This is a genomic window from Paraburkholderia sp. DD10, assembly GCF_049177125.1.
GTDB lineage: Bacteria > Pseudomonadota > Gammaproteobacteria > Burkholderiales > Burkholderiaceae > Paraburkholderia > Paraburkholderia terricola.
In genome coordinates, this window is the sequence record NZ_CP185392.1 from 481,840 (window position 1) to 503,065 (window position 21,226).

Annotated in this window: 15 protein-coding genes; 6 read left to right on the top strand and 9 right to left on the bottom strand. The window is 66.2% G+C overall.

The annotated features are described in order from the left end of the window. Window positions 1-23: 23 nt before the first annotated feature. The 4 genes from ACOCG7_RS02270 to ACOCG7_RS02285 all read right to left on the bottom strand — a co-directional run bounded on the left by ACOCG7_RS02270 (window position 24) and on the right by ACOCG7_RS02285 (window position 6,803). On the bottom strand, window positions 24-920 hold the full coding sequence (locus tag ACOCG7_RS02270) for a DMT family transporter (protein WP_161553717.1): 897 nt from the start codon (window positions 918-920) through the stop codon (window positions 24-26). Between the two features lie 308 nt (window positions 921-1,228). Then, the gene (locus tag ACOCG7_RS02275; RefSeq protein ID WP_083082837.1) at window positions 1,229-2,269 is read right to left on the bottom strand and encodes a hypothetical protein; all 1,041 of its coding nucleotides are present in this window, start codon (window positions 2,267-2,269) and stop codon (window positions 1,229-1,231) included. Between the two features lie 90 nt (window positions 2,270-2,359). Further along, window positions 2,360-3,199 (bottom strand): hypothetical protein, encoded by an 840-nt coding sequence (locus tag ACOCG7_RS02280; protein WP_421376664.1) that lies wholly within the window; start codon window positions 3,197-3,199, stop codon window positions 2,360-2,362. Between the two features lie 316 nt (window positions 3,200-3,515). Further along, window positions 3,516-6,803, bottom strand: a complete 3,288-nt coding sequence (locus ACOCG7_RS02285) for a hypothetical protein (protein ID WP_421376666.1) — start codon at window positions 6,801-6,803, stop codon at window positions 3,516-3,518. A 299-nt stretch (window positions 6,804-7,102) separates the two neighbouring features. On the opposite strand from ACOCG7_RS02285, the gene ACOCG7_RS02290 reads away from it, so the two are divergent. Continuing rightward, window positions 7,103-10,915, top strand: a complete 3,813-nt coding sequence (locus tag ACOCG7_RS02290; RefSeq protein WP_421376668.1) for a hypothetical protein — start codon at window positions 7,103-7,105, stop codon at window positions 10,913-10,915. A gap of 213 nt (window positions 10,916-11,128) precedes the next feature. Beyond that, on the top strand, window positions 11,129-12,856 hold the full coding sequence (locus ACOCG7_RS02295) for an amidohydrolase family protein (RefSeq protein ID WP_083082832.1): 1,728 nt from the start codon (window positions 11,129-11,131) through the stop codon (window positions 12,854-12,856). 112 nt (window positions 12,857-12,968) lie between these two features. On the opposite strand, the gene ACOCG7_RS02300 is transcribed toward ACOCG7_RS02295, so the two are convergent. Then, the gene (locus ACOCG7_RS02300) at window positions 12,969-14,315 is read right to left on the bottom strand and encodes a hypothetical protein (RefSeq protein WP_073431554.1); all 1,347 of its coding nucleotides are present in this window, start codon (window positions 14,313-14,315) and stop codon (window positions 12,969-12,971) included. Window positions 14,316-14,580: 265 nt separating this feature from the next. Here ACOCG7_RS02300 and ACOCG7_RS02305 point away from each other — a divergent pair, with 265 nt between their 5' ends. Then, a complete protein-coding gene (locus ACOCG7_RS02305; RefSeq protein ID WP_073431553.1) occupies window positions 14,581-15,519 on the top strand; it encodes an SET domain-containing protein in 939 nt (312 codons plus the stop codon). 116 nt (window positions 15,520-15,635) lie between these two features. On the opposite strand, the gene ACOCG7_RS02310 is transcribed toward ACOCG7_RS02305, so the two are convergent. Continuing rightward, a complete protein-coding gene (locus ACOCG7_RS02310) occupies window positions 15,636-16,040 on the bottom strand; it encodes a hypothetical protein (RefSeq protein WP_073431552.1) in 405 nt (134 codons plus the stop codon). A 14-nt stretch (window positions 16,041-16,054) separates the two neighbouring features. Further along, window positions 16,055-16,573, bottom strand: coding sequence for a hypothetical protein (locus ACOCG7_RS02315; protein ID WP_143031997.1), 519 nt, complete (start codon window positions 16,571-16,573; stop codon window positions 16,055-16,057). On the opposite strand from ACOCG7_RS02315, the gene ACOCG7_RS02320 reads away from it, so the two are divergent. Continuing rightward, a complete protein-coding gene (locus ACOCG7_RS02320; RefSeq protein WP_073431551.1) occupies window positions 16,574-17,257 on the top strand; it encodes a zf-HC2 domain-containing protein in 684 nt (227 codons plus the stop codon). Window positions 17,258-17,667: 410 nt separating this feature from the next. Beyond that, window positions 17,668-18,300 (top strand): FMN-dependent NADH-azoreductase, encoded by a 633-nt coding sequence (locus tag ACOCG7_RS02325; RefSeq protein ID WP_073431550.1) that lies wholly within the window; start codon window positions 17,668-17,670, stop codon window positions 18,298-18,300. Window positions 18,301-18,349: 49 nt separating this feature from the next. Here ACOCG7_RS02325 and ACOCG7_RS02330 read toward each other — a convergent pair whose 3' ends face one another. Further along, on the bottom strand, window positions 18,350-19,201 hold the full coding sequence (locus ACOCG7_RS02330; protein WP_421376673.1) for a LysR substrate-binding domain-containing protein: 852 nt from the start codon (window positions 19,199-19,201) through the stop codon (window positions 18,350-18,352). Between the two features lie 123 nt (window positions 19,202-19,324). Here ACOCG7_RS02330 and ACOCG7_RS02335 point away from each other — a divergent pair, with 123 nt between their 5' ends. After that, the gene (locus tag ACOCG7_RS02335; protein WP_161553715.1) at window positions 19,325-20,221 is read left to right on the top strand and encodes a helix-turn-helix transcriptional regulator; all 897 of its coding nucleotides are present in this window, start codon (window positions 19,325-19,327) and stop codon (window positions 20,219-20,221) included. A gap of 64 nt (window positions 20,222-20,285) precedes the next feature. Here ACOCG7_RS02335 and ACOCG7_RS02340 read toward each other — a convergent pair whose 3' ends face one another. Next, window positions 20,286-21,218 (bottom strand): autoinducer binding domain-containing protein, encoded by a 933-nt coding sequence (locus tag ACOCG7_RS02340; RefSeq protein WP_421376675.1) that lies wholly within the window; start codon window positions 21,216-21,218, stop codon window positions 20,286-20,288. Between the last annotated feature and the right edge of the window lie 8 nt (window positions 21,219-21,226).

Consider the following 21,226-nt stretch of genomic DNA (forward strand, 5'->3'; position numbering starts at 1 on the left):
CGGGCCGGCCAAGGTTGTGCCGGTCAGTTTGGGCTGGCCCCTAACGCTTGCTTTGCATTGCGCCGCTCGAACGAACCTTTGAAGATCAGATAGGTGCTGGAACAGGTCACGCCCAAGGAGAGGAACAGGAGCGTGCTCCAGTGGAATGCTCCGCCCAATGCAAGCTCGAATCCATAGGTGGCGAGAGGAACGACGCTGAGGCATAGCATTGTCGCAATCGGTTCGCAGCGCTGCATGCCCAATTGCAGGAGATACATGGGACCAACGACGCCGAAGCAGGCGATCAGAAAATCGCGCGCGAGATGGCTTGCATCGATATGCACGCCGCCATGGAACATGAGCAAAGCCAATGCGACGAGATAGGTGCCGTGAAATCGGTGTGCGAGGATGATTTGAGGCGAAATGCCCAACGCGTCGGCTTTCCGCGACCAGATCGCTACCAGTGCCGCACCGCCGCCCGCCATGAGCGCAAGCGCGAGTCCGAGACCGTCTGCAATCGTGTACGTCTGCATAGTCGTTGTTGCGGAAAAAACCGCGCACGCCAGGACGATCGTCGCCACTGCCAATTCTCGCCACTGACCGCTGCCGTTCCGCAAAGATCGTGAAAAGATCACGATCCACAGCGGGCCAACGGCAGCCTCGACCAGACTCGCTACCGAAGCCTGGGTGAGGGAAATAGAGGCGTAGAAGGCAACGAACGCAACGGCTGTCCCTATGTTCAATAACGCCAATGGTGCGATGTCTTTTTTCTTGATGTTCTGTTTTTGTTTCCTTGCCAGCAAGAAGTAAAAGACCGTGCAGGAGAGAAACGCGAGGATGACGAATAGCAGGTTCGACGGTCTGTCCATTGTTCTGGATACGTAGCCGTATGAGAAGGCTTGCATGACGACCGAGGCGATGATGTACAGGAAATATTTCATTGGTTTTGTCTCGTGTTGCGCAAATGCCGTGGATGCCTTGCTCGTCATCAATTGCGTGCGGCGGGAACGTGAGATTCGCGCTGCGGCCGATCAAAACCGTTGCAATGAACTACTTTGACTTCACCGATTTTCATAAACAATCAGGCGCTCCTGCTTCTCCTGTCGGAGAGCATCACATAACCGGTAGTAGAACCGGCAGTCGCGTAAATACCGCGAAATATGCCTTCCGTTTTCCCAAACGAATGCGGCCCGCACAATGTGCGGGCCGCATTCTTACTACGACCTGAAAAACCCCTATCTATCTATCGTCAGGCAATACGCCGATGGTTGTCGGCGAGATAACTGAGCAACAGCGTATCGAGCGTGTTCGGCGGCGGTCCCGCCTGCTGAGTCTTCTCGTCCTTTTCCTTCTCCTTCGAGTCGTCCGTTTTTTCCTTGGAGTCGGTCTTGGTTTCGGTCTTCCCGTCGCGCTCGTGCCCGTCGGCCCCGCCGTTCTTCGGTGTTTCACCTTCCGCCGAACGGGTTTCATGCGAGCCTTCCGAGCCGCGACGTCCACCGCGCCGGCCGGTGCCGCCAGGCACCATCGAGGCAAGCGCCAGCACGTCGCCGCCCGTGGTGGCTGCCGTGGTGGGGTCGCCGCCGCTGCTCATCAGCTTCTCGCCGACTTTCTGCGCGCCCTGGCCCACTTCCAGTTCGGTGACCGACTTGACGACCTTGCCGACGCCGCCATGCATGGCGGCCGCGATGGTTTCATCGAGCTGGGCGTTGCCGATATGCGCCGCGGCGAGCGTCGAGGCCACGACAGTCGCCCCCAGCCCTTCGGGCGTCAGGTCGGCGGCGACCTGGATCGCATCCTCGCCGACCTTCGCGAGGTCGTTCATCATCCCGTGGAGGTCGCCATGCGCGAGATCCTTCAATGCGCTCACGGAACCCGACACGACACCTTCGACGGACGACACCAGGTCCTCCGCCGCGGCATCGAGGCCCTTGTTGACATCGCTCTTGACGGTCTCGACTTCCTTTTCGACGCTATTCAACACCTTGTCGAAACCCTTGCCGAGATGCAGTCCCTGCAAACCCTCGAGCGTGGCCTCCGCGCTCGCGGTGGCCGCGTCCGTCGCCGTCTTGCCGACATCCTCGGCCGTCTTCAGCAGGTCCTGCATCGCCAGCTTCAGATTGCCCTGCATCAACGCCTCGGTCATTGCCAGTGCATCCTGGAACACCTTCTTGAGGTCGTTCTCCAGCGAGTGGGCCACATGCTCGACGCCGTGCACGACTGCCTTCGCAGCCTTCTCGATATCGTGGCCAAGATGCTGGAACGCATGCTTGATCTTTGAAAATATACTCATTGTTTGCTCCTCAATGCGCGCGGCCCACGCGAGCGGGGCCGTTTAGCTGGCGTCGTGGCGAGGCCGCGCGACGAAGTGGATGAAGGTGCTTCAGGTCTTCGACGTTTGCTCGTTCATCGCCTTGGTGAGCAGCGGCAGCAATTGCGACAGCAGCTTGAGCAACTCGTTGGTGAGCGTGCTCGGATCGGTCGTGCCGTTCGTGTTGTTGTTCGAGCCGTCCGTGCCGTTCGTGCTGGTGTTGCTCGGATCGGTGCTCGGATCATTCGTGCTGTTCGGATCGGTGCTCGGATCATTCGTGCTGTTCGGATCGGTGTCGCCGCTGTTCGAACCGTCGGTTTGCGACGACCCCTGAAGCTGTTGCAACAACTGGATCACTTCGGACAGCAACTGCTGGATCTGCGAGGTCTGGTCGCCGCCGCCCTTGCTCGGGTCGCCGCCGCCGCCGGCCTGGTTGCCGCCTTGCGCGCCTTCGATCTGTTGCAGCAGCTTGAGCAGATCATCGACGATCTGTCCGGTCTGCTTGTCGAGCCCCTGGCCGTTTTGCGACGACTGTTGCAGCATCTTCAGGATCTGCTGCAACAGCGACATGATCTGGCTTTGCACGTCGTTCGAATTGTTGCTGGAATCGACGGTGTTATCGCCCGACGTATCCTGCGTCGAACTCGGGTCCTGGGTCGAGCCCGGATCTTGCGTCGAGCCCGGATCCTGTGTGGAGCCCGGATCTTGCGTCGAGTTATCGCCGCCGCCCGTGGACGTGTTGCCGCTCTGCGAGCTGCCGCCCAGCTTCTGTTCGATGATCGCGAGAATCAGTTCGAGCAGCTTCTCGATATCGTTGTTGCTGAGCTTGCCGCCGCCTTGCAGATCCGACTCCAGTTGCTGGATATCGGCCTGAATGGCACTGTTGCCCGAGTCGTTGGTAACCTTGCTCATGAATAGCCTCTTACAGTAGACGATGAGAGAAGCGCAGCGGCTTGAGCACGCTGCGCGTATGAAATCCTGGTGGCCGCGCGACGGTCGCAGCATGGCAACCGTCCCGTAACCAAGCGTAAGAGACTCGATGGGTCGGGCTGTTTCGGTAAACGAAACACCAAGCGTGGCGGCGAATTGGCGGCGAATTGGCGGGGATGGCGTCGCAGGGCAGAGGAGCCCACGGGGGGAGAGACGATGCGGCGCCGCGCGAAACGCGCGGCGCCGCCATGACCGGTGAACCGGCAACCGATCAACGATCAGGAACGTTCAGGAACGTTCAGGAACCCTCGGGCTCCGGCGGCGCGACCGGCCGCTCCGCGCGCAGCACGCTCAACTGACGCGGATGGGAGACCTCGGTGACGCGTTGCAGCGTCGCGAGGAAACTCGGTCCGAGCGTGCGCGACGTGCCGTTCGTTTCGAGCGTGTACAGGAAGCGGTTATCCCAACTGTCGTCCGCCTCGAGCAGCGTGGCGATCTGCGCATTGCGCGTGTTGATTTCCGCAGCCTCGCGCGCGTCCGGCCTGGCGCCAGGCTGAACCACCGCGTCGCGCAATTCGCGCAGCACGTTGATCTTGCGCGCGGCGTCGGGCTTGAGCCAGACACGCTCCGCAAAGAGCTGATTGCCGCGGTCGGCGTCGTGCTCGGCGCGCGCGAGATACTCGTCGATCGGCTCGGGTTGCGCGGCGCCCGCGGGCTGCCTGTTGTACGTGTCGTCCCAGGAGGCGCGGCGGCTGTCCACATAGCGCTTGAACTCCTTCATGCTCGTGAAGGTGGTGTCGCGATAGCTGAGCGATGCGTCGATGTGACCGTCTTCCTCGGCGATTCGCCATGTCGAGCCGGTTTCCGATTGCAGCACCGTGGTGCCGAAGCCGACGATCGAGACATTGGGCAGCACGACCGATTTCACATGGCCGGTCTCGTCGGAGAAATTGCCTTGCGGCGCGAGGCCGGCGACGAGCGTCGCCGATGCAGCCGCCATCCGCGAGCTACTGTTGCCCGCGAACTCGGCTTTCAAGGGACCGGTTTCCTGGCGGCGCGTGCGCGTGAACCAGGTCTTCGTGCCGCCCGCCTGCAGCGACGGGCCGATCTTGTATCCATCGTGTTCGTAACGGGCACCGGTTGACGCGCTGACCGTCGTCGAAAGCGATTGCGCCTTGGAGTCGAGCCAGTTCACCGACACGTCCGGGTCCTTGTAGAACGAGTGAGCAATGGCGTCCCACATCGACCCCGCGTCGCGCGGCAGACCGTGGTTCGATCCGCTCGCGGTTGCCGCGTCGATCACGCCGAGCATCTTCGCGCGCCACGGGTCGGGCTCGCCCGCGGGCTGCTGCCCGGCCGGCAACGTGCCGGTCGGCTGAAGCCGCGCGCGCACCATCACGCCCTTCGGCTGCGACATGTCGAACACGGCCGGCAGGACTTGCGCCGAACCGATCACCTGGAAGCTCTTGTGAAACAGATTGACGCCGCCTGCCGCGCTCACGCCCGCATGCGACGCCCAGCGTCGATCGCTGCCGACGAACAGTTGCCCGTGATTCGCCGACGAACCGCCGTTGATCATCGCGTGGCGGCCGTGGATGACCTTGACGTCGGGCCCGGCGAGCACGAACGGCAGCTTGCTCGCGCCCGGCAAGTTGAGCAGTTCGGCCACGCCGGTGTTGATGCCGAACTGGCCGCCGTCCGACAGACGCACGTCGTAGGTCATGCGCGGTTCGGTGATCACGCGCTTGAAGTTATCGAGCACGGTTTGCGGCGTGGACGTGTCGGGCGACGCCTCGCCGTTTCGTTCGAGCGTCTTGAGTTGCGTCAGCGCGGTTTTCAGCCTGGCGGCCGTCGAGGCCGCGCTCTCCCGCGAGGCGGCGATCTGGCCGCCCGGGCCGGATGCCTCATGCGGGTCGTTCGCGATGTCTTCCAGCTCTGGGTCCAGCATTTCTTCCGGGACGATTTGCAGTCTGCCGGACGGGATGGCTTCGCGCGGCTGCCTGGATTCCAACTGGTCGATCAAGCCTGTCAGCGTATCGGTCGTGAGCCGCGAGCCGGCGCGTGATTTCAGTGCGGCATATTCCGGACTGAGCTTGATCTCGCCTTCGCTCACGCCCGCCAACGCGGCGGCGCGCGCGGCGATCGCGTGCCGCATGTGCTTCGGCACCTTCGTCTGATCGCGCCAACCTTTGTGCGCCACGCGCTGATACCAGGCTTCCAGCGTGGCCGCTTGCACGGCGTCGGCAATGCGCGGCTCGAGCGGTCCCGCGCTCCGCGTTTGCGCGCGCTCCGCCAGCGCGCCGGCCAACTGCCAGATCACGTCGGCCTTCTGCAAATCGTCCTCGGGATGGCGCAGGCTCGCGCCGCCGGTGCCGAGCGCAAGTGCGGACATCGGCGACTTGTTGAAGCCGAACATGCGCCTCAGATTGGCGAGCATGCCCGGCTGGCTCGCGCGCCGCGCGTAGCGCGACAGCTTCATCAGGCGGTGCTGGGTGCGCGCGAGCGGCGTGCCGGGTCCCTCGTGGGTGAAGCCGCAGCGCCAGGTGAAATAGGCGGACTTCAGGTGTCCCTGCGGTTCGGCGGCGGGGTCCTCGGCGAGTTGCAGCGCCGCGATCAGCGCCTTCGCCGGCACGCTCACGTCGCCGTTCATCCGCAATGGCGCGGGGACGCCCGTGATGCCCGTCGGACGCTCGTGCTCGGGGAGCGCGGCGAGAGCGAGGCGCACCACGTCGTCCATGTTGCTGGGAGGCGGATGGCCTTCGGGCAGCGCGGCGATCAACGCGTTGGCCGCGCGCAGCGACAGTTTGGTCGCGTCGTCGCGCACCGCTCGCGCGACCGGGTCCGCATCCGTCGCGATGCCGCCGCGCAGTTCACTCAACGCGCCGTAGCCGAGCGATGACGCGGCGAGCCGGCGCGCCAGTTCGAACGCTCCGCCTTGCACTTCCAGCAGCGACTCGGCGCCGGTGAGATCCTGGAGCGCCGCGCGCGCGGGCTCGGCGTTCGCGCCGAACGCCTGATGCAGACGGCGCAGCACCAGTTCCTGCCGGGCTGACGCTTCGAGTTGCGCCCCTGCATCGGCGTCATCAGGTGCGCCGAGATGCTGCCGCAAATAGCCGGCGATGTCCTGCGGGAGCTGGCGTTGCGCTGCCGGTCCAGCGGGATTGAACAGTTGGGCCGCAGTGGCTTCCGCGCCGCCCATGCCGACGATATTCGCGACCGGCGCGCCCTTCGTCGCGCCGGCCAGCGCGAGGGCGGCGTTGTGCTTGTGCTTCGCGACGGCCGAGGGCGGCGTCGCATTCGGATCGGGCTGATGCCGCTGATCCGGCGTCACCCCGACGCGCGCGCGCGCGGGCGTGGGCCGCGTGCGCGTGATGCTGCCGAGCAGCGAGTTCGAGATCGTGACGGGCCGCGGCGCGAGCTTGCGTTTCATGTTCGCCCAGAAACTATCGTTGCGCCGGCTCGTGGCGGGCCGCGTCGGCTCCGGTCGTGCGGGAGAGGTGGCGTTCGGCGCGGTGTCGACGCTGACTTCGTCGGTGGCGACGGTCGAGTGCGCGCGGTTCGAACTGGATACGTTAGGAGGGTTCATGGGCGTCGTGTTGAAGAGTGGACGTTGCACGCAGGCGGCCGCGGCTTGCGCGAGTCTCGCGGCGGCTCGCAGGAATGCAAGGTCGAAGCAAGGGCGCCGGGGTATCGACAGGGTAGCGGCGTGAAGCATCGACCTTGGGCCGGCCGCTGCGAAATGCCGTGCGTGCTGGCGAAATCACGCGCGATGCGCTGGCGCGGCCGAAAAACCGGAAGTTTCGTTGCGGTCGATATGGTTTCGCCGCTGGGCCGGGCGTGACATATACGGTCCCGATAATCGGCGAGATTGGAGGAGGAACGACGATGGACTTCAGGAGCTTCGTGAGGAATACGACCGCGGTGCTGCGCGGCACGCCGCACACGTCGACCACAGTGGTGCCGACCGCGAGTCCCGTTGGATCGACGGGAGCGGGCGCGCCGCCACCGTCGTCGTCGGGCGGCGCGCGCGCGGGCATCAAGGCCGGCTTCTCGGCCACGCGCGAGCGCTTCAAGAGCCTGCTTGGATTGAGCCGTCCGCCCTACGCGTCACCCAAGGTGCCGACGGATCGCCGCGCGCTCGTGGAGACCGAGTGGCGCATGCCGTTCGTGCGCGCGAACAGGTTCGGCCGCTCCTTTCCGGCACACGCCGTGCGGATCGCGCCGCAGAAACCGGCTAGTCCGCTCGATCCGTCCGGCGCGTGGGGCGAGGCGAGCAAGACGGGCCCGGCGCCGGGTACGAGCGCGTCCGCCCAGCGGCGCGCGTCGAAGGCGCAGCGCATGCTGGCCAAGACCATCGGCAAGTTCACGGCGAAGCGCGCGGACAAGTCGGCGAACGTCGACGCCGCGCACGCAAATCGACGCCCGCGCGATGCGGCCGAACTCGAGCATTGGCTGAATCATCGGGAGGGGCTGGATAGCTGGGTGCGGGAGTATTTCAGCGCGGCGCGCGGCAGCGGGGCGGGGACGGCAAGCGGGGTGCGCGAGGAGGGTGATGTTAACGAGGGGAGTGAAGTCGACGGGGGTGACGACATTCACGGGAGCAACGACGTTCACGGGGATGATGACTTACACGGAAGCGATGACGTACACGGGGACGATGACGTACACGGGGGCGACGACGTACACGGGGGCGACGACGTACACGGAAGCGATGACGTACACGGAAGCGATAACGTACACGGGAGCAACGACGTACACGGAAGCGATGACATACACGGGGACGATAACGTACACGGAAGCGATGACGTCAACGGCAGCAACAACGCCAACGGTAGCGACGAGCTACACGTTAGCGATAACGTTCACGACACCAACAACGTCAACCAGAACAACAACGCCAACCGCCCTCCCGCACCAGCCGATCCAGTCGCCACCCTATCCGCATTGCTGGCTCAGGCGGCGCAGTCAACGGGGTCCGTCCACGCCGCCACGGGCGACGCCATCGAGCCAGCCGATCCATCCGCAACCGAAGGCACGCACCGATTCGCGCCTTCGCTGATGCTCGGCTACGCCGTGCTCTCCGCGCTCGGCTCGAACGAACCCGCGCGCGCGGCGGCGGCATTGCAGGCGTTGCCCGAAGTAGTGAGCATCCAGGAGATCGCGCAGCGGGCCGCGGCGTTCGACCCGAACGCCGAGCACGCCTCGGCCACGACGACGCCCCCTCAGTCACCGCGGAATGGCAACCCTCTCCCGCTGAGCTATGCAGCCGACGCATCCGCCGAGGAAATCACGTCGGAAGACGCAAGCGAAATCACGCAAGACCACGGCAACGTCCGCGTGGCCGATACGCTCGATCCCACTTCGTCTCACGCGCCGGTCAATCAGGCGCACGCGGACGCGTGGCGCATTGCCCGCTCGCTCGCGAACACCCACCTGGGCTTCGACCTACTGAAGAACCTCACTCAAAGCGGCGCATCGGGCGCCGACAATGCGGCCGCGCTCGCGGTGCTGCAAGCATGGCAGGCGTTGCCCGAGCCGCCCGCCGACCTCGATGCGGCGCTCGCCGCCGCGCACGCCACGGTCGACGACAAAGGCAACCTCGCTCCGCGCGTGCTGCGTGCGCTGTCGGGTTCGAGCACGCCGCGCGACGCCGCGGCGCTGTTCGCGTGGCGCCAGGCGTTTCGCAGCGACGCGCCGGGCAGTCCGCTGAAGCAGGCGCAAACGCGGCTGAATCGTTTCGTGACGCGCGGGATGTTGCGGCTCGACAAGGCCAACTGGTTTTTTCAGCGCATGTGGGGCATGAAGAAGTCCGCGTTGCGCAGCATGATGCTCGGCACGTCGAGCGCGGCGCTCGCGTCGTACACGAAAGAGGCGAGCCGTTACGCCGGCGCGCTCAAGGCGGCCAGCGCGACCCTCGCCGCCTCGCTGCGCAACCCGCGTCTCGCGACCGGCGCGCCGGACGGTCCCGAGGCGCGCGCGCGCGAAGCCGCGGCGGCGGCGCTGGAGGCGATTGCCGCGCGGCCCGCGGCGCACATCGGCGATCTCGAACTGGACGAAGCCACCAGGGCCGCGCTGGAAAATCGCGAGCCGGTGCCGAGCGTCGCGCAACGCGACGACGCGCCCTTGCTGCTCGACCTCGGCGCGTTGCGCGACTGCGCGAAGCGCTTTCAGGTCCATCGCTGGCAAGACGTGAAAACCGCGTTCGCGCAAGCCGAGAAGGTCGGCGAGGCCAAGGCGCTCAAGCCCGAGAAATTGGGCCGCGCGGAAGTCAGAACCGTGCTGCGTCAGTTGATCAACGATCTGCAGCAATCGACCCAGGTCGCCTTCGCGGACGGCGCGCGTTACGGCTTCAGCACGCGCGGTCTGTCGGTCTCGGCCACCAAGGGGCTGCATCACCACTTGCCGTTCGGAGGCGAACTCACGGTTGGGCATTACCGCGGCCGCCGCGCTCTCGTGACCCTGCAGCGCAATAACGTCGGCTTCGATATCTTCATCGGCACCGAACATATCAAGCGCTCGCAACTCAAGGTGGGCGCGCGCATCGGCTACGCCAGGCGTCTCGACTGGCTCTGCGGCTTGCGCCTGGGCGGCTCGCTGCGCATCGCGCCGGTCGATCGCGAGTTGCGCGAGCCGCGCGGCGTGATGATCCGCGTCGCGCGCGAGCGTCTGACCGACGAGAACCTCGACTGGGTCGCGATGAAGTACGACGATCCGCGCACCACCGAAACCGTGCTCGACATGGTCGACTTCCTGTTCGAGGAAGCGCGCGAACCGGTGCGCGAGAAGGGCGCCGAAACCTCGCTGTTCGAGCGTCTCGCGGCGCGCATCGGCGATCGCACCGATATTTCGATCGGCTGGCAGGACGGTAAGACCAAGGCGTCGCGCCAGGGCATTCAGGCGACGGGCGGCGCGTCGGTGTCCGGTCCGCAGTCGAAGGGACGCGGCACCTTAGGGCTCGACGGCACGGTGACCGTGGACCTGAACAGCCGCAACGACACGGCCGTCAACGAGGCAACCGGTTCGCTCCGCTACGACCGCCGCACCGTGACATCGAGCGTGCGCGTCTCCACGCAGGGCACGGTCGGCGTCGGCCCGGCGTGGCACAAGGGCGATCTGACGGGCGGGTTGCCGGGCGCGTCGCCGCTCGGCATCGGCGGCGCGTTGCCGGAGCGGCTCGTTGCCGCGCGCGTGATGCTGCCGGAGCGCGAGGGGCGGCTGCTCAATCGCGGCTGCTACGCGGACCAGCAGTTCGCGTCGTTCAACGCCTTTGTCGCGGCGGTCAACAGTTCGCGCGAAGAATGGATCGAGATGTACCGGAACAATCACAACTGCGACTATCCGACGGCGGTCGTCAAGATGAACGCCGACCTCGCGATGCTGCAGAGCCATCAGCGCTCGAATCACACGTTCCTCGTGCGGCGTCGCCTGAAGCCGGAGTACGCGCGGCGCGGCGACGTCTATCGCGCGCTCGAACGCATGCACGATGCCGCCGCGCAAGGGGCGGGCGGCAAGGGCGAGGACTGGTCGCGTCCGCTCGACGCCATGTTGCGCGAGCGCGCGTCGTGGCTGCCGGAGCGGATCGCGGTCAACGAAGTGGCGGGACGCGTGCACAGCACACCGGGCGTGATTACGCCGATCGGCGGCGTCGCTTCGGCAAGCGTGCTCGCGCAGCGTGAACTGCTGCGCTCGAAAGCGTGAGGTGTCGAAGGGCCGGATATCGATGAGTCTGCACGGGTTTCCTCGAAGTGGCGCCGGGTTGCGTCGGCGTTTCTTCGGGTTTCGCGGGGTTGCGCGAGGTTTCGCGAGGTTTTCGTTAAGGGATGCCATGTTTCGCTGCCGCTGCGAAGGAGAGCACCGGGTGACGCCTAGCATGCTTTCGCGCGCCACCCCGAAACTCTCTTGGAGAAAGACATGACTCGCATCAATTCGGCTCATACGCCGGCGACCGATCACACCTCGGAGGCCGGCTCGTCCGGCGCCGGCCAACCCGCCGCGCGCCGCGGCGGCACGTCGCGCAAGCGCGGCGCCACGTCGCTGGGCGGCACCGGCAGCCCGCAGCCGTCGGCGCCCAAACGCGCCGCCACCGGCGGCGGCGAGACCGCCAATCCGCCGGTGCGGGCCGGCGCGGACAAGCTGCTGCGCGCTCACACACGCTTTTTCGACGACAACAGCGTGTCGGTGCGGGGCTTCGACGTGTCTCCCGCGGGGCCCGGCGCGGCGGGGCAGAAGCGCGCGGTTTCGCAGGCGCTGCGCGGCACGCCCGAGCTGTCCGCCATGCTGACCGCCACCGTCGACACCCTCGCGCAGCATCCGCTGGAGAATGCGCACGCGAGCCGCAACGCGACCGGCGACTGGATGTCCGATTCGCACTTCCACCCGACGAACTACGTGCAGCAGGGCATGGTGCCGCGCGAGATGCTGAAGATGATGGACGAGGTCGGCATCCACCGCAGCGTGATGTCGCCGATCCCGACGGACGTGATGCCGTGCGGCAGCCATGACGAGCACACGCACGCGCCGAACCACAACAAGATTCCCGCCGAGTCGTACTACGTGCAGCAGAAGCACACCAACATTCAGCCGCATGAATTGACGCCCGAGGTCGAGAAGGAAATCACGCAGGGCGCGCACTTGATGCTGAACCAGCAGGTGGACGCCGACACCGCGTTGTTCATGCAGATCGCGCAGCTCTCGCATGCCGAACGCGACCGCCTCGACCCGATGGTGACCGGCCTGCACCTCGGTTCGCCGCTGAGCCCGCAAGCGCTGCTGCTCAAGCTCGCGACGCATCCCGGCATGTTCACCGGCGTGGGCGAGGTGACGATCCACAAGGAACTGGTGCAGCAGCAATACGAGGGATCGCGGCAGGCCAACCTGACCAACAACGTGCAGTCGTTCAAGCAACTGGTGGCGACGGCCGGCGTGATCGGCATGCCGGTGGTGCTGCATTGCGACGTCGATTCGACGGAGAACCAGCGAGCCAACGGCATCGGCCAGCCGCAGTATCTGAACGATCTCAAGAAGCTTTTCGCGTCGCCGGAGACCAGCAAGACCACGCTGATCTGGGCGCATTGCGGCGGTATCGGACGCTTCGTGCGCAAGCCGATCGACCACGCGAACAACCTGCGCACGATCCTCTCCGATCCGCAGATGAGCCACATCCACATCGACATTTCGTGGTCGCGCGTGGCCCGTCAGATCGTCATGAAGACGCAGCCCGACGGCACCGAAGTGCCGGATCACGAATCCGTGCATGCGTGGGCGGCGCTCATCAACGAGTTTCCGGATCGTTTCCTGTTCGGCTCGGACGCGCTCAATCCGCAGGTCAAGGACACCTGGGCGGAAACCGGCAACATGTATAAGCCGCTGCTCGACAAATTGACGCCGGAAGCGCGTGTCGCGGTGAAGACGGGCAACTACGATCGCGTGCTCACGGAGGCGCGTCCGAAGGTGCGGGCTTTCGAACAGCACGTGCTGACTCGCGACTTCGTGGAAAAGGGCTTGCGTTCGTCGGGCGACGGCCGCGTCAACGACGGTCCGCATATCGATCCCGAGGCCTTGCGCGCCGCGCGCGATGAAGCGTATACGAACGCGGGTGTCGATCACAACGGGCGTCCGCTGGACGCCGCGGTGCACTGAGCGTTGCCTGGCTGACCGGCGCTCGCGCGTCGGCCGGCGTCGATGAGAAACGCGCCCCGCGGGGCGCGTTTTCTCGTCTTGAGCCCTGCAACGATGAAAGACGCGGTGAGCTTCAGCCTACATTCGCTCGCGGCGTCTCTTCCAACGACGCGCGAATGGCGAGCGCTTCCATTGCGCTTTCGTAGGCCGCACGGAGTTCGAGGAGTGCGATCTTGCCGCTGGCCGTCTCCGGGTTCAGCACACGCTTCTTGCTGAAATAGCGCCGCGTCACGAACTCGACCGTCGCTTGATCTTGTGGCACACCGAGCACCGTGTGCCAAGGGCGCGCCGCATGTGTACCGGCGGTGTGACCGGCGACTTGCGCCGGTTCGCCTTCAACGCGCTGGTTCGAGGCCGCCGACGACGCTCCGCTTGGAGCGTAAGCCGCATGATGGGCATGCGCGGCGGGACCGTAGTGATACGCGGGCGGCGTGTGCCACGGAGCCGCCGAGGGCCAGGCAGGCGGCATCGCGTTCATGCGGCCGCTTTGCGTCGAGACGAAGAACGGCCGCGTCGCGCTCGGATAGAGCCCGAAGCTCAACGTGCGAAAGCGCCCGTTGAAATGGAAGCCGATGTGCATCTGCTTGCCGACGGGACCGTCGCCGGAGCCGTAGCTGAAGCCGAACCGGCTGTTCGCGCCGACTACCCGGCTGTGATAGGAGGGCATGCCCCAGGTCGGCTGCGGTTGCCAGTGCTGCGGTTGCGTGTAGGCCGCGTATCCGTGCGGCGAGAACGCGGACGCCGTTGCGGGATGCGTATGCTGGGCCGTCCAGTTCCAGTTCGAATGATAGGGCGCGTGGTACGGCGCCGCCCACGGTTGCATGTGCGGCGCGTACGCATAGGACGCGTAAGACGCATAGCTCGGCCCGAGATGCGGACCGAAATACGGCACCGGATACGGGTAGGCGGGAGCGTCGTGGCCGCTTTGAGCCTCATGCGAGCCGGCGGTGGTTTGGCCGGGCGCGGCAGGAGTGGTCGCCGTGGTCTCCGTTGTGGTCGCGCTGGTTGCGCTTGGCGGATTGCTCGCGTTGCCGGTCGACGACGCCGTTGCCGTTGCCGGGTGCTCCACCGCTGCATCCCTCTGCGTTGGCGGCGCCGGCCGCTCTTCTGCCTCACGCGCGCGCGCGACGCTGAACCGCGCGGCGGGCGGCGTTTCCTGATCCGCCTGAAAGCGGCGCGAGAAGGCGGCGACGCGATTCGTGATGTCGCTATGCGACAGCGTGCGCCGCAACGTGCGCGGCGCGGGCGCACCCTGCGTTCGCCGCTGCAACGAAGCCGCGCTTCCGGGCCCCTCCTGCAAGCCGGCGCTCAAGGCGCGCGAAGGCCGATTGCCTCGCGCGGCGGCGTGGTCCTGAGCCGGCGCCGTGTCCGGTCTATCGACGGTCGAAATGCTGGGCGAGGAAGTGATTCGATCGGGCATCGGATGCTCCTTGTGCCGCGGATGCGCGCATTCGCGATGTGATGAGCGGCCGGTTTGCGGCTCGCGCGGATATCGGAGCGTAGACCCGCGCGGCCCGCGCCGCCCGCGCGCGCGGCGACGCCGTGGCGCCGCAAACGAAGCGTCGTGACGACTTCGCTGCCGGCGCAGCCGTTTCGCCGCCGTGTCGCGCGGACAAGGGTCGAACTGGCTAACGTCGCGCTATTCATAGAAGCGATTCCAGCCGGATACGGCAAGGCGAGGTCCGATGACAGCAATAATCCAACCGCGCGCGCAAGCGCTTGTCGACACGATTCGCGAGCGCATTGCCGAGGCGGCGCGCGTTTCGGGACTGGCGGCGCGGCACGAAGCCATCTTCGACATCGTGCCCGCGTTGAAGGCGCAAATCGACGCGTCGCTGGCCGGCGACACGCTCGCCGCGGGCCAAGCCCTGCAGTCGCTGCGCGAAGCCTTCGAAGCGTTCAAACGCGACCACGCGATTGCGCGTCTGCCGTACTCGCCGCAAATCGACGCGCGCTATCCGTATCGCGATGAGTTGGCGAACCCGGTTCACATCGTCGCGCTGCGCTCGAAGCAGGGCACGACGGATGCGACGGCGGACTCGCGTCTCGCCGCGGTGCAGCCCTATATCGATCCGGCTCTGCCTGATCGCGTGCGCGCCGAAGCCTATGCGAACGCAATGCACTGTCGCACGATCAGCCCCGCTGACTTGCGCGATGCGCGCGAGCATGCGCTGATCGGCGAGCGCGGCGCGTTCGCGGTGCGGGCGATTCGCGCGGGCGAATGTCTCGGGGTCTACGGCGGACGCCTCATGAGCGCGGCGATGTTTTTTTCCTGCGTCGAGGAGTCGTTCGTGCTCAGCGCGAATTCGGGCGATAGCGTCGCTTTCATCGACGGCGAGAACATTCTGGCGATGGCGAACACGTCTCTCGCCTACGACGCCGAGGGCGTGCCGGTTGCCCAGGCCGATGACGACGGCTACAACATGGAGGCGCAGACGTTCGATGCGTCGTCACGCTGCGGCCGGCACTTTTCGATCCGCGCGTTCTTCGCTCGAAGAGATATCGAGCCCGGCGTCGAACTGAGGTGGAACTATCGCTATTCGCCGGAAATCGTCGAGCATGTCTTTGGCGGCGCGCGGCGGCAAGTGCAACGAGTGCGCGCGAGCGAGCTCTATTCGGGCTGACCCGCGGGCATGCGTGTTCATTCGTGGAAGCGTTGCTGCCGGCCGCCGTGCTTCGATCCGGCGCGTCGGCCGATATAAGGCGCACGCGCCGAAGCGCGCGTGCGTGAAACGATGCGTCAGTCGGAGCGGTCGCGTTTCGCCGACCGCTCCGCGAGCGCTTCCTTGATGGCGACGCACAGACGGAAGGCGACGATTTGCGCCTCGCCGCCGGCCCGCTCGACGGCGTCGGCCTCCTGGCGTTCGAGCGCGCGTTCGTATTCGCGCAACACGGCGATGTCGTCGCCCGATGTTCCGAGGCATTGCGCCGTGCCCGTGAGTTGGCGAGCGATCGACAGCGCATCCGCATAGCGGTGTTCGGACAGACACAGGTCGAGTTGCGCGCAGTAGCCGCGAATCTGCTCGAAGTGTTTTTCGAGCAACGCGGCAAACTGCTCCGGCGGATAAGTGAGTGCGAGCCGGGGCGCATCGCCGTCGACGTCGCGCGGTTCGCCGGCACGGGACGAGCGCTTCAAAGGTTTCATGTATCGAAGAGTATTCAGCAATTCATCATATGTAACGGGCTCGGCTCGCAGTCGACGCGACAGCCGACAATCGACGTAACGATACATCGGTTGGCCGCGCCGCGCAGCTTGCGTGCCCGCGAGAAGCCCCGTTCGCCGCGCTGCAATGCGAGGTTCATCAACGGCCTGGCGCCGATGCGCCGCGGCAGCGCAAACCTCGATTGTCCCATCGCATCACTGGCATCCGCGCCACGGGGACCGAACCCCCGCGCATCCAGCCGAACCGCAAGCACGACGCGCCGCGCCGCGCGTCGATGTCGATGTGGCGCTCCGGCAAGGATGCGTTCCGCGATCCGCACCGTTTTATTTTTGCCGCGCCGCAACTTTAGGGGCGGCGGCGGGCACTTACGTCCAAACATTGGGATCAGGACGTTCGAGGACAGCCGCATGCCGAGCCAGGGAGTCAACCAGAGCCGCGTTTTAGCCGCCGCGCGCGGCGCGGGAAAACCGCTCGACCGCCGGCCGGCGCGGGCCGGTTTCAGGAGGAGCGACAAGTGAATCCTCCGGTCGATAGGGACGCTGTGCATCGGCACGCATGGGAGTTGATTCCCTGGGTGCTCAACGGCAGCGCGTCGGAACACCAGCGCCGTGCCGTCGAGGCGCATCTGCGGGAGTGCGCGCGGTGCCGGGCCGAGTGGGAATTTCAGCGCAAGGTTTACATCGCGATGTCGACGGAGGAACAGTCGACGGACGCGGCCGCCGACAGTGCCGCCGAGCGCGGTCTTGCGCATTTCTGGCAGCGTTTCGACGATGCCGGTCAACACTCGCCCGCGCCGTCGGCGAAACTGGCCGGCTGGGCCTCGCGCGGGCGCCTCGCGGTGTTGTCGTATGGGCTCGCCGCCGCAGTGCTGCTCCAGGCCGGCGCGCTGGCCGTGTTGGGCGGGCAATGGTTCAGCCGGCTGCCCCCTTCGCAATATCGCACGCTGTCGCAGGCCGAGGACACGAGCGCGGCGCCGACCGTGCGGCTCGTGGTCGATCCGGCCATGCCGATCGGTCGGCTGCAGTCCGTTCTGGCTCAGTTGCAATTGCAGATCGTCGCGGGGCCGAGCGAAGCCGGCGTCTATTCGCTCGCGTCGATGCAGGCCAATGCCGATACGTCGAAGCAGATCGCCGTGCTGCGCGCCACCCCCGGCGTGCGTTTTGCCGAGCCTGTGGGACGAGCCGCCGCCACGCCTTGACGACGTGAACGCTTGGCCCGCGCGGGTTCCGGTGCGGAGCCTGGCGCCCGCGGTGCAATGGCGCGGCGCTTTGCAGCCGCTTCCTGAGCGCTTCCCCCTCGCGCCTTCAGATGCAGGGTCCGGCGGCCGTCCGGTCCCGCCTGACGGGCGCTCTCCCGCCGCGCGTCGTTTCAATCGCCTGTTTCAGCGAAGATCCGTAGTTTTAATTCCGTCGCAAAGATGTTCAGATGATGCGTTTCGGAGACGCTTCTCCCCGGCGGGTTGGGCGCCATTCATCACCAAAGCCACTTAATCGGGCCGGTTTTCTTCGTTTGTCCGTCCCGCGCTCCGGCCATACCCTCTACGCATCGGGCGACGTCGTCGTCCCGACCTCGGTGTCTTCTTTCATCCCAGGAGCGGAGCGTAACGTCATGGCCAAGCTGCTGTACATCGAATGCTCGCCGCGCAAGCAGCATTCGGCATCCATTGAAGTGTGCAATGCGTTTCTCGACGCGTACCGAGCCGCGCATCCCGGCGACGCGATCGAGACGCTGGACATCTGGGCGCTCACGCTGCCCGAGTTCGACGGCGACGCGCTGGCGGCCAAGTACGCCGGTCTGCGTGGCGACGCATTGACGCCGCAGCAGGCGTCGGCGTGGCGGCAAATCGAAGCGCTCGCGGCGCCGTTTCACGAGGCCGACAAACTGCTGTTCGGCGTGCCGCTGTGGAATTTCGGCATACCGTACCGCCTCAAGCAACTGATCGACGTGATCTCGCAGAAAGACGTGCTGTTCACGTTCGACGGCGCGGGCTTTAGCGGCAAGCTGGCCGGCAAGAAGGCGGCGGTTGTTTACGCGCGCGGCCTGGATTACGCGTCGCCGGGGTCGTTCACGCCGGCGCGTGAGTACGACCTGCAACGGCCGTACATGGAGATGTGGCTGAAATTCGTCGGCGTGACGGACGTGCAGCCGATCGTGGTGGAGAAGACGCTTTTCGGGGCGGACGGCGAGCCCGACCGCGCCGCGGCGCTCGGCGCCGCGCGCACGTTGGCGCGCGATTTTTGACGCGGCATGCTGGCAGCTTGCGCTCGCGTGCTGTCGGGGCGAACTTGCGTTAGTTCGGATCGCCAGGAGTAGGCAGCACCGCGTTGCAGATTTCATCGACGGTGGCGGGCGCGGCATGGGGCGCGGCGAACACGGTGAATTCCACCTTCGGCAGCGCCGGCAGCCGCGGCTCGCCGGCGAGCGTCTGGAGTCCGCCTCCCAACTGGCCGCGCACGGCCGGCATCACGGCGAAGCCGGCCAGTGCCGCGGCGCGCAGCCCCGCGCTGCTCGGGCAGACCATCGCGATGCGGCAGCTTACGCCGGCTTGCGCGAGCGCGGTGAGCGCCGCTTCGCGATAGGGGCAGGGCTCGGGAAAGAGTGCCAGCGGCACCGGCAGCGCAGGGTCGAGCGCCGCGCCTTCGGCGAACGCCCAGACGAGCGGTTCGCGCCACAGCAGGCGGCCGGGGCGCGCGTCGTGGCAGCGGCCGCCGATCACGAGATCGAGTTCGCCTTCGTCCATGATTTGCAGCAGATGCGCGGGAATGCCGACTCTGACGTCGACCGTCAGGCCGGGGCGGCTGGCGGCGAATCGCTGCAGCGCCTGCATCAACGCGGCGCTGACGATGTCCTCGGAGAGCCCGATGCGCATCGGACCTCGGGGCGACACGCGGGTCAGTTGCGTGAGCGCGTCCTGATTGAGCGCGAGGATGGCGCGCGCGTAGCCCATCAGCAATTCGCCGTCCGATGTCAGCGTGACGGAACGCGTGGTGCGAAACAGCAGGCTTTTTCCGGCCTGTTCCTCGAGCCGCCGCAAGTGCGCGCTGATCGCGGATTGGGTCAGATGCAAACGGTTCGCCGCGCGCGTGAAGCCGCCTTCCTGAACGACGGTCACGAAGGATTGCAGAAGCACGGTATCAAACATGGTTCACTCGAAACGCTCCCTGAAGTCCGACGATGTTACTTTCAATTCACGAAGACAGGCTGGGATAGTGTGACGAGGACGGATCGCTTACCGCTTTACTCTCACGTTCACCGGAGCAGTCCAATGCATGGCTTTTCGGTACCGTTGATCGACATGGAGCGCCGCCAGGCCGGCGGGCAACCCGCCGCGGCGGGAGCCGCGCAGACCGCCGACGCGCCGCCGGAATTGATCTGGCATACGGATCGCGATCTCGCGGCGGATTCCACCGCGCGCCGCCCGGACGCGCAATCGCATCTGATCCGGGAACTGGCGTCGGCGGCCACGCCGGCGGAGCGCATGCGGCTTTTCGCGGGCTTGCTGCGGATCATCGGCTTCAATACGGTCGCTTATGTGACGCTGCAGGTCGTCAACGAGCGGGTGGCGCGCGCGTTCATGGTGGAGGGCCTGGTGCCGGCGCAGTTTCGCGGCAATTACTTCCACGAACGTTATTTCGAAGTCGATCCTCGCCTCGCGATCGGCCGTGCGCATGCGCCGCCGGTCGTGTGGGACCTGTCGCAACTGAACAAGGCGTGCAGGAGCCGCGGCCGCGATCCGCGCGCGAACCGCTTCCTGCAGGAGATGGACGCCGACGGCATGCGCTCGGGCATCATGCTCGGCCTGCCGGTTCCATCGAGCGGTTTCCAGGTGATCGTCAGTTTCACGTCGATGAACCCGAGGAACAAGTGGATCGACAGCAGCATCCTCGCGCAGACGCTTGGGCTCGGTTTATCGCTGCATCAGCTTGCGGCCGCGTACCGGCGCACGATCGCGCGGCAGTCCGTGGCGGCGACGGTGTCGGAGAGGCAGCGGGAGATTCTGCTGTGCGTGGCGTCCGGTCTGTCGGACAAGCAGATCGCGTTGCGGCTGCATACGAGCGTGCATAACGTCGACTATCACTTGCGGCTGCTGCGCAAAACGTATGGCGTTCGCCATCGCTCGGAGCTGGCGTATCTGGCGGGACGTTTGCGCTTGAATGGATGAACGCGAACGTCCGTGCGCGATCGTGCTGCATGGCCTCCTCACGCGCCGCACGAGCGCGCTGACGTCACGAGGTCGGCATCTGCCCCGCCAGAAAAGCCAGTTGCGTGCGGTTGGTCACGCCGCATTTCTGGCGCAGCCGCCGCAGATGGTAGTCGACGTTGTGCGCGGTGATATGCATGCGCAACGCGATTTCCTTGTCGGACAGGCCGGCCGCCAGGAAGCCGAGAATGCGCATCTGCGGCGCCGATAATTCGGCTGCCGATTCGCGCCGGTTGATCGCGCGCACATACGCCGAAAAGCGCTGATGCACCGACAGGCCCAACGTCAACGACTGCACCACGACGCTGTCGGTGATCCATCCCGCCTGCTCGCTCGGCGCGGCGAAACTGATGATCGAGCGCAGCCGCGTGTGCGGAATCGGCAGGCCGAAGATCAGGCCGCTGCCGATGCCGCCGTCGCGCATCTCGTCGAACATCGCGCGCATGCCCGGCGGTGAGCCCGCGCGGCGCCACGCTTCGACGAGCCGCCGCCGGTCCCAGACGTGCGGCGCGCTGCCTGCCAGCGCGGCGGCGAAGCGCGGATCATGACGGTGATAGCCGGCTTCGAAATAGTGCGGCGCGAGATTCGCCGACAGATAGCTGCGCGGAAAATAAAGACGCTCCGGGCGGCCCTGCGCGTCGAGCTTCACCGTCAGATAGCCGAGTTCGCTGAAGCCGACGAGGCGCAGCATGCCGCGCACGAGGCGCATCCGCTCGTCGGTATTGCGGGCGGCGCCGAGGTTGGCGGCGATATGGGTTTCGCCGCCCAGTTCGTCGCGGCGGATCGTGCCCAGCAGTTCCGCTTCGTCGAAGTAGCTGATGTCAGGCGTGTCGACGGCTCGCGCCGTGACCGCCGCCTCGCTCGCCGAGGCCGACGGCTTGCGGTCGTAGCCGCTCATCGCCATGCGGCGCACCGCGAGGCCCGCAGGCTCGTTCAGAACCTCCGTTCCGTATGTCATACGCTCCC